The sequence below is a fragment of the Prosthecobacter sp. genome, assembly GCF_044373815.1.
GTDB lineage: Bacteria > Verrucomicrobiota > Verrucomicrobiia > Verrucomicrobiales > Verrucomicrobiaceae > Prosthecobacter.
Map to the genome: position 1 here is coordinate 1 of NZ_JBIPNG010000394.1, position 6,268 is coordinate 6,268.

At 59.3% G+C, this 6,268-nt stretch carries 9 protein-coding genes and 1 pseudogene; 8 read left to right on the forward strand and 2 right to left on the reverse strand.

The window, feature by feature from the left end:
• The 8 genes and pseudogenes from ACIREA_RS24095 to ACIREA_RS24130 all read left to right on the forward strand — a co-directional run.
• Nucleotides 1–309 (forward strand): annotated as a pseudogene (locus ACIREA_RS24095) (hypothetical protein); the annotation flags it as partial.
• A gap of 34 nt (nucleotides 310–343) precedes the next feature.
• Entirely contained in the window at nucleotides 344–1,705 is a 1,362-nt protein-coding gene (gene glmM, locus ACIREA_RS24100) for a phosphoglucosamine mutase (protein ID WP_397384887.1), read from the forward strand.
• Between the two features lie 12 nt (nucleotides 1,706–1,717).
• Nucleotides 1,718–1,888 (forward strand): hypothetical protein, encoded by a 171-nt coding sequence (locus ACIREA_RS24105; protein WP_397384888.1) that lies wholly within the window; start codon nucleotides 1,718–1,720, stop codon nucleotides 1,886–1,888.
• A gap of 1 nt (nucleotide 1,889) precedes the next feature.
• Nucleotides 1,890–2,513 carry a dethiobiotin synthase gene (bioD, locus tag ACIREA_RS24110; protein WP_397384889.1) on the forward strand — a complete coding sequence of 208 codons (624 nt, stop codon included), beginning with the start codon at nucleotides 1,890–1,892 and terminating at the stop codon, nucleotides 2,511–2,513.
• A 109-nt stretch (nucleotides 2,514–2,622) separates the two neighbouring features.
• Complete coding sequence (locus tag ACIREA_RS24115; RefSeq protein WP_397384890.1) at nucleotides 2,623–3,123, forward strand: hypothetical protein; 501 nt, start codon at nucleotides 2,623–2,625, stop codon at nucleotides 3,121–3,123.
• Nucleotides 3,124–3,213: 90 nt separating this feature from the next.
• Nucleotides 3,214–3,705: a hypothetical protein gene (locus ACIREA_RS24120; protein WP_397384891.1), complete on the forward strand. Its 492-nt coding sequence runs from the start codon at nucleotides 3,214–3,216 to the stop codon at nucleotides 3,703–3,705.
• Complete coding sequence (locus ACIREA_RS24125) at nucleotides 3,702–4,061, forward strand: hypothetical protein (protein ID WP_397384892.1); 360 nt, start codon at nucleotides 3,702–3,704, stop codon at nucleotides 4,059–4,061. Before ACIREA_RS24120 ends, ACIREA_RS24125 begins: the two co-directional genes overlap by 4 nt.
• On the forward strand, nucleotides 4,058–4,804 hold the full coding sequence (locus tag ACIREA_RS24130) for a hypothetical protein (RefSeq protein ID WP_397384893.1): 747 nt from the start codon (nucleotides 4,058–4,060) through the stop codon (nucleotides 4,802–4,804). The genes ACIREA_RS24125 and ACIREA_RS24130 overlap by 4 nt, the downstream gene beginning before the upstream one ends.
• An 18-nt stretch (nucleotides 4,805–4,822) precedes the next feature.
• Here the strand turns inward: ACIREA_RS24130 and ACIREA_RS24135 are convergent, their stop codons facing one another.
• Together ACIREA_RS24135 and ACIREA_RS24140 are read right to left on the reverse strand one after the other, a co-directional pair.
• Nucleotides 4,823–5,422: a phosphatase PAP2 family protein gene (locus ACIREA_RS24135; RefSeq protein ID WP_397384894.1), complete on the reverse strand. Its 600-nt coding sequence runs from the start codon at nucleotides 5,420–5,422 to the stop codon at nucleotides 4,823–4,825.
• A partial coding sequence (locus tag ACIREA_RS24140) for a hypothetical protein (RefSeq protein WP_397384895.1) occupies nucleotides 5,419–6,268 on the reverse strand: 850 nt, incomplete at its 5' end. The genes ACIREA_RS24140 and ACIREA_RS24135, both read right to left, overlap by 4 nt.

Below are 6,268 nucleotides of genomic sequence, written 5' to 3' on the forward strand. Positions count from 1 at the left end.
AACTGGGGAAATCAGCTTAAAGAATTCATCATGCGCAACTGGCGGGAGAAGATCATCTCCCTGGTGCTGGCCTTTTTGTTCTGGTTCATGATCAAGGCGCAGGATGCCCGCAACATGCCGTCTTACTCGATGCCGCCGCCGGCGAGGATTCCCGTGCCGACTTCTCCGGCACCTTCACAGCTCACGCCGGTGATTCCTGCGCCGGTGCAACTCCCCTCGGAACTGGAGCCCATGCTTTCGCCGCCGAATGCATCGATTCCGCCTGCGCGCGCGCCAGGGACGGCAGCGAGTGGCAGCGCCGGGCTTTGACACTCTGGAAGTCCTGCGCTAGAAGCGCCGTCCTATGTCTGAAAAGCGCCAGTTCTTCGGCACCGACGGCGTCCGTGCCGTGGCCAATCGTCACCCAATGACCCCTGAGTTTGTCATGCGCCTAGCGCAGGCTTCCGCCGTGGTGCTCGGCGGCAAACCGGAGGGCGGTGAACGCCCCAAAGCCGTGCTGGGCCGCGATACGCGTGCTTCTGGCGAAATGCTTGAGTCCGCACTGGCGGCAGGTCTGAATTCTGCGGGGGTGGATGTCATCCTCGTGGGACAGCTGCCCACGCCGGCGGTGGCCATGCTCAGCGCGCAGCTTGGTGCGAACTTTGGCGTGATCGTTTCGGCCTCGCACAATCCTTTCAAGGACAACGGCATCAAATTCGTCCACGGAGACGGCCACAAGCTCAATGACAAGACGGAGGTGGCCATCGAGCGCCTGGTGCTTGGCAACGAGGACACACCGCGTCCGGAAGGCCGGGGCATTGGCCGCATCAGCAAGCTGGCGGACGGCGTGGACCGTTACGTGGCGCATGCGATTGCCTCGATGGGTGGCGTGCGGCTCGACGGCATGCGAGTTGCGCTGGACAACGCGCATGGCGCTTCGTCCTTCACCAGCGCGCTCGCTTTGGAGCAGCTCGGTGCAGACGTGCAGGTGTACCACTCCGAACCGGATGGCTTTAACATCAACGAAGAGTGCGGCTGCACGCACGCGGATGAGATCGAGCGGATCGTGCGCCAGTGCCAGGCGCAGGCCGGCATCGCGCATGATGGTGATGCGGACCGCAGCGCGCTGTGCGATGAGGAAGCTATCGCACTCGATGGTGATGAGCTCATGGCGATCGCCGCAGAATCCATGCTGCGCAAAGGCACGCTGAAGCAGAACACGCTGGCTGTCACGGTGATGAGCAACTACGGGCTGGACGATCTCGTTTCGCGTTTGGGCGGGCGTGTCATCCGGACAGGAGTGGGTGACCGCTATGTGCTCGAAGAAATGCGCGCACGCGGACTGAACTTTGGCGGAGAACAGAGCGGCCACATCATTTTTGGTGACTGGGCCACGACCGGGGACGGTCTGATCGCGGGGCTGCAGGTCCTGCGTATCATGAAGGAAACGGGCGAGCCGCTGAGCGAGCTGCGCAAGTGCCTCAAAAAATTCCCGCAGTGCTCGCGCAATCTGCGTGTGCGAACGAAGCCGCCCATCGAGCAGCTTGTCGAGGCTGACAAGATCATCAAAGAGACGGAAAAGAAGCTTGGTGACTACGGTCGCGTGCTGCTGCGCTACTCGGGTACGGAATCGCTCATCCGCCTGCTGGTGGAAGGACGGGATGTGGAATACCTCGAGGCGCAGGCCGACAAGATTGCTTCTGCAGTTCTCGCCCAGATCGGCTAAAAACGTCCCGGAATGAAAAACCAGTTCGAACCGGCCTTGGCTGTGGGAGCCTGCATCATCATCGGATGTGGTGTGATAGCCATGGCTTTTGGCACGGTTTCAGGACTGATCGGGGCATTCCTTGCCATCGCTTTTGGCGGATGGTTGCTCAAGCAGGCATGGGAGATCTCAAACAAAGAGTAAAGTGAGCCACTACTTCATCACCGGAACCGACACGGACGCAGGCAAGACTTACGTCACCTGTCTGCTGCTGGAGGCTTTAAAACGCGAGGGCAAAACCGTTGCCGGCTTCAAGCCCTTTGTCTGTGGGTCGCGTGATGATGCGATTCATCTGGCCAGTGCCGGGAGCGAGGGGCTGACTGTTGAGGAGGTGAATCCTGTCTGGTTCAAGGTGCCGGCTGCGCCTTACGCCGCGGCTTTGATGGAAAACCGGCGCATTGAACTGAACGAGGTCATCGCCTGCTTTCAGGGACTGGCGCAGCGCCACGAACACGTCCTCGTCGAGGGTGCTGGGGGGTGGGAGGTGCCGCTCAACGAATTTTCGACGATGGCTGACTTTGCGCAACGACTGGCGCTGCCGGTGATCGTGGTGGTGAACAACAAGCTTGGCTGCCTCAACCACACGATTTTGACCGTGCGCAACATTCAGGCCCGTGGCCTTACGTGTGCCGGCATCATTCTGAACTACGTCCATGAAGAGCGCGATGCTGCGAGCATCAGCAACCGGATGGTGCTGGAACATTTTCTGGATGTGCCGGTCCTCGCTGAAATCATGCATGGCGAGACGGAGATCGAGTGGCCGCTGTGAGAGCGGTTTGAGAAAGTGAAACAGTCACGGAGTCGAGGTTGACAACATCCTGCCGAGATTTCCTATTCGCGTGCTCGCTCAGCACATGTTGAGCACTGAACTAATCATCATGAAAACATCGCTTCTTCTTTGTCTGGTCACTCTCATCGCCGCACCTCTGGCCCTCGCGGCTGACAAGGCGGTTGATTATCCCAAAGCAACTCCGCTCGTCACATTCGTGCTGCCTGACACCTGGGTGGTGGATTTGGACGACGAAGGTCTGATGGCCACGCCGACGAAGGACGATGACAGTGTGATCGTGGAACTGTCTGAACTCGAAGCCGGGCTGGACAGTCTTGAGGCTGCCCTGAAAGAGGCCAAGGAGACCGTGTCGGAATTCAAGAACATGAAGTATGACGAGATTGAGAAGGGCCAGAAGGACGGGCTCGGCATCGCCATCCTCAATGCCGAGGGTGAAGATGAACACGGCAAGGCCTTCATCAACCTCGTGCTGCTGGCCAAGCCCGGCGCCAAGAACTGGATCCTGCTGTCCTGCATTTCATCCAAAGAAGGCAGTGAAAAGCAGGGGCCGGCCATCGGTGCCATGATCGGTTCCATCAAGGCCAAGTGAGTTCTGCTGCAACTTTCAATCAACTGAGCAACCCCTTTTTCTGAATACGAAGAAGGGGTTGTTCGTTTAAAGCCGCTCCTTCCATCGGCCATGAAAACCTCTCTCATCTTTTCCCTCATCGCCCTCGTTCTAGCGCCTGCCCTGCGTGCGGATCAAGTCTTCAACTATCCGGCGAAAAAGCCGATCTTCTCCATCGCCTTTCCTGACGCCTGGAAGATCGAGACCGGCGATCAATCTCTTTCAGCTTCATCCGCCGATGAACTGGTGAACATGGAGTTGATGGCTTTAGACGCTGAGGAGGCCGCCAGCGCCCTTGACGATGCCAAGGAGAGCCTCGAAGAGGAGCTCAAGGGCATCAAATGGCTGGGAGAGCCGGAAAAGGGTGAACTCAATGGTTTGAAGGCCACCTTTCTCAACGGCAATGTCACCCTTGAAGGTGTGAAGATGGCGGTGAACTGCGCTGTGTTTGCGCCCAAGGCTGGCGACACCTTTTTCATGCTCTTTAACGTCGTCCCGCTGGAGTCTCTGAAGGAGCATGGTGACGAGATCGAAAAAGTGCTGAAATCCATCAAAGGCAAATGAGCGAAGCGATTTCGCCGACTGCTGCCCAAGAGGGTGTTTCCGTGGTGTGGAAGTTCTGCGGCGTCCTCTTCATTGTGCTCTGGATCATCGCGCACCTCGCGTGGGGGGCGATGGCGTTCATTGCGGATGTGATGGCGAATGACTCGGGCAGGGCGGACCCGAACAAGCACATGATGCTGATCTTTGGCATGATGGGCGGCCAGGTGCTTTGCGGAGTGGCGGGCGTGCCGGCCGGGCTGGCGTTTTTCTGGCGGAGCAGGCGAAAGCTTCTGCTCTGGCTGTTTGCGGTTTTATTTGTGGTCGGTGCGCTGATCCAAGCCGGTGTTTTTTATTCTTTCTTCTCTTCCATGCCATGAACAAGTTTCTCATCCTCCCACTGCTCCTGCTGAGCACCGTCATCTCAGCCGCTGAACCGCAGACGCTGTTTTTTGCGCAGGAAAACGCCAAGGAATACACGCGAATCGCTCTCACCATCGATGGGGATGAGGTCACCGGAACGCAGAACTGGCTGCCGAAACAGCCTGACGGGCATGGGGCCCACGGTACGATCAGCGGCATCATCACCGGCGGGGGCATCATTCAGGTGCTCTACACGTTTACCATTGAAGGCTCCGACCAGTCTGAGGAAGAGGTGCTCAAGCTCGATGGTGACAAGCTCTACATCGGTGAGGGCCAGCTGGTGCAGGACCCCAAGGATGAAACGCGGCTGAATCTGCAGGAACCCAACAAGGTCGCCTTCAAAAAGCCGCTCAGCAAGATCCCAGTCTTTGAGCCGAAGGCCGGGACGCCGGAGCGCAAAGCCATCATGGATGCGATGCGTGCGCCGGTGAGTGCCGAGGTCGGGCGGGAGGTTGTTTTCACCGGCACGGTGCGTGTCAGCGGCTCATGGGCGCGCTTCAACGGTCACGTGGACACAGTCGGAGGCAAGCCGAAGAACGAAGATATCGCTGCGGAGATGGAGCTGGACTTTTTCGCGCTGCTGCAAAAAGACGGCAAGGGTGGCTGGAAGGTGCTGCACCAAGGTTTCGCCGGAGACATCGGCGTGATGGAGGCGGCGAAGGAAAATTATCCGAAGGCACCATGGGTGCTGTTTGAATGATGGCGCGGTGACTGCGAGTCACGCCTGACGGAGGAAGCGCCTCGACACGAACACCACTCCAAGGCCCGCCAAGACGCCGATGGCCATGGAGGGCGGGATATCGCTGGGCCAGTGAGCGCCACAGTAGATGCGTGAATAGCCGACTGCGGCTGCCAGCAGATACATGAGGATGCCGGCGCGGCGGTAGCTGAACGCGATGACCGTGGCGACGGCGAACATGTTGATGGTGTGGCTGGATGGGAAGGATTTCCCAGTTGTGGCGCCGTTTGGTTCGCTCGGTTTGACCACGGGCTGCTGGAACAAGCGCATGAAGGCGGGTGAAGCGGTGCCGAGATCACGAATGGTGATGCCAGGCAGTGCATCGCGGGGGCGAACGCGGCCGATGGATTTTTTCAGGGTGTTGGAGATCACGCCGTCGCCGAGGCCGATGGCGATGCCGAGACAGAGCAGCATGATGCGGGCGCGTTTGCCACCGCGCCATGCGGTGATCAGCACGGCCAGTATGATGAGTGGCAGCCATGCCTCGATGGCGGACAGGGCGGGCATCAACCAGTCGAGCACCGGGTGTGACCAGGCGGTGTTGATTTGATGCAGCAGGCTGAGATCCCAGGCGTTCATTTTGTGGGCACAGGCTTCCACTGTTTCAAATTGTGCCCGAGATAGACACTGAACTCGCGGACCTCTTTCCCCAGCGGGACGCGGATGCTGCCAAGGAATTCGAGTTTTTCGAAGGCGGTGGTGAAGAGGGTGTTTTGCTGCAGGGCGGGAACGGGGCCGGGTTCGAGGATCAGCGCATCGTAACCGATGTGTTCTTCGGGGCCGGGCCAGATTTCATATTGGGACTGCACCGAGTCGCTGGGCTCCCAGCGATAGAGACGCGGATGCGAGGGCATGTAGAAGGCCATTTCTGCGGCGTGGTAGCGATGGCCGAGGGCCATGACGAAGGTGTTCTTCGGCCTTGGCACCTGATCGAGGAACTTCTGAGCCTCGATGCCGGCTTCATTCCAGCCGCGCAGGCTGGCGAGCTTGTTGATGCCTTTCAGCTCGGTGGTGAAGATGATGACGAGCGCGAGATGCACGATGAGGACCAAGGCACCGCCGACCCGCAGGGACCAGCGCTCCCAGCCGGGATGCAACTTGAACGGTGCGGCTCCCCGCAGCCATGCGGCCGCGAGAACGAACGCAGGGACAAAGAAGGCGGCCGGCCAGTTTGGATTGATGCGCTGACGCAATGCCAGCACCGCAAAGCATGCCAGCGCCGGAGCGGAGGCCAGCATGAGGAACAGCAGCGGGCGCGATAGATTTTTGCGCTGCTTCACAGCTGCGATCATGGCCACAACCAGCGCGACAAATGTCACCGGGGTGTAGATGAGCGCTTGCAGGCCGACGTTTTCCAAGGTGCGGCTCAGCCAGCGGCCGAAGCTGAGGTTGGAGGTGTCGAAGTGATGCTTGGTGTGCTCCAGG

Bases quoted from the DNA above. Each gene is read 5' to 3' on its own strand.
- ACIREA_RS24125 (WP_397384892.1), top strand. From the start codon at position 3,702: ATGAGCGAAGCGATTTCGCCGACTGCTGCCCAAGAGGGTGTTTCCGTG.
- ACIREA_RS24120 (WP_397384891.1), top strand. From the start codon at position 3,214: ATGAAAACCTCTCTCATCTTTTCCCTCATCGCCCTCGTTCTAGCGCCT.
- ACIREA_RS24105 (WP_397384888.1), top strand. From the start codon at position 1,718: ATGAAAAACCAGTTCGAACCGGCCTTGGCTGTGGGAGCCTGCATCATC.
- glmM (WP_397384887.1), top strand. From the start codon at position 344: ATGTCTGAAAAGCGCCAGTTCTTCGGCACCGACGGCGTCCGTGCCGTG.
- ACIREA_RS24130 (WP_397384893.1), top strand. From the start codon at position 4,058: ATGAACAAGTTTCTCATCCTCCCACTGCTCCTGCTGAGCACCGTCATC.
- ACIREA_RS24115 (WP_397384890.1), top strand. From the start codon at position 2,623: ATGAAAACATCGCTTCTTCTTTGTCTGGTCACTCTCATCGCCGCACCT.
- ACIREA_RS24135 (WP_397384894.1), bottom strand. From the start codon at position 5,422: ATGAACGCCTGGGATCTCAGCCTGCTGCATCAAATCAACACCGCCTGG.